Source organism: Synechococcus sp. B60.1 (assembly GCF_047462555.1).
Lineage (GTDB): Bacteria > Cyanobacteriota > Cyanobacteriia > Thermostichales > Thermostichaceae > Thermostichus.
On record NZ_JANSJN010000193.1, the window covers coordinates 1 to 1707 of the forward strand.

The 1707-nt window shown below is 64.3% G+C and carries 2 protein-coding genes; one reads left to right on the forward strand and one right to left on the reverse strand.

The genetic code is table 11. The annotated features are described in order from the left end of the window. Window positions 1-19: 19 nt before the first annotated feature. The gene (locus NW863_RS12925) at window positions 20-646 is read left to right on the forward strand and encodes a nitroreductase family protein (RefSeq protein WP_414366846.1); all 627 of its coding nucleotides are present in this window, start codon (window positions 20-22) and stop codon (window positions 644-646) included. A gap of 71 nt (window positions 647-717) precedes the next feature. On the opposite strand, the gene trpD is transcribed toward NW863_RS12925, so the two are convergent. Beyond that, window positions 718-1707: anthranilate phosphoribosyltransferase (gene trpD / locus NW863_RS12930; protein ID WP_414366848.1), on the reverse strand; the 990-nt coding region annotated here is incomplete at its 5' end.

Sequence of the window (1707 nt, forward strand, 5' to 3'; positions counted from 1 at the left end):
TTCAGCTTCGAGGATTGCGATGGACGCTCTAGCTGCCATAAAAGCGCGCATCTCCGCTGACAAGTTCGATCCCAGCCGGCTTCTATCGGAAGCGGAGATCCGAGAGCTGGTGGCCTATGCTACGGAAGCTCCTTCCTCTTTCAACATCCAGCACTGGCGGTTTGTGGCCGTCACTGATCCCAAGGACAAAGAGCGCCTCAAAGCCCTGGCCTACAACCAACAGAAGGTGGCGGATGCGGCGGTGGTGTTCATTGTCCTGGGGGATCTCAAAGGCTATGAGAAGCTGCCTGAGATTGTCCAAAGGGCAGTGGCTGCGGGGATTCTCCCCCCGGAACGGGCAGAAAGCTGGGTCAACATGGCCCAAGCCACCTACGCCAACAACCCCACCTTGGCGCGGGATGAGGCGATTCGCTCTGGGGCGCTGGCGGCCATGGCCTTGATGATTGCGGCCCAGGCAAAGGGCTTGGTGAGCGGGCCGATGATTGGCTTTGACCCAGAAGGGGTGAAGCGGGAGTTCGCCATTGCTGACCGCTACGTGCCGGTGATGCTGCTGGCGGTGGGCTACCCCGCCGCGGGCAACTTGCCGCGCAAGCCCCGCCTGGGGGTGGAGGAGGTGCTGGCCTTTGGTCGAGGACGGGAGTTTTAAAACAGGGGGGCCGGGGCAGCGGGGTTGGCGGGAGGTTCCCCAGCCCATGGCAAAGGAAGCAGAGCTTGGCCTCAGGGCTGGAGGAAGTTGACCAACCTTTGCAGGCGATCCCAAGCGGCGCCGCTGGCAAGGATCTCCCGCGCGCGGGCAATTCCGGCTCTCAAGTCAGCCACAGCTCCCGCTACCTGGAGAGCTAGCGCCGCATTGAGGGCCACCACATCCCGCTGGGCAGGTTCCCCCTCTCCCTGGAGGACGCGGCTGAGGATAGCGGCATTTTCCGCTAAGTCCCCTCCCTGGAGAGCCTGGACGGACGCAGGCGTGAGATCGTAATCCCGCGGGTTCAAGACTTCTGTGCGCAGGGATCCCTGGGAGAGAACGGCCAAGTCCGTGGGCTGGGCAAGGCCAGCTTCGTCAAGGCCTTCCCGGCTATGGAGTACGATGGCTGCTTTCCGCCCTAGCAGGCGCAGAGCCTCGGCCATGACCGGCACCAGCTCCGGCGCATAAACCCCGATGACCTGCCGGTTGGGGTAGAAAGGATTGACCAAGGGCCCCAGCAGGTTGAAAACAGTGCGCACCTTGAGGGCCCGTCGGTAGGGAGCTACCGCCCGCATCGCTGGGTGCCAGTGGGGGGCAAAGAGAAAGGTAATGCCCACTTCTGCCACTGCCGCCCGCACCCGCTCCGGCTCGGCGTTGAGGTTCACCCCCAAAGCCTCCAGCACGTCCGCCGAGCCCACTCTGCCGGAAGCGGAACGGTTGCCATGCTTTACCACCGGGATCCCGGCAGCGCTGACCACGAAGGCCACGGCGGTGGAAATGTTAAACGTCCCGGCCCCATCTCCCCCGGTGCCGCAGGTATCCAGCAAGAGGGGCAGCTCCAGAGGGGATCCCAGAGAAGCGCGCTGCAGCACCCGCGCCATGCCGGCCAGCTCGCTGGCGCTCACTCCCTTGGCTTGCAGAGCCGCCAAGATCGCCCCCGACAGCACCTCCGGCACTTGGTTGTGCAACCAGCCGTTCATAAGCTGCTCCGCCTGGGCCTCGCTGAGGGATTGCCGCTCCAGCAG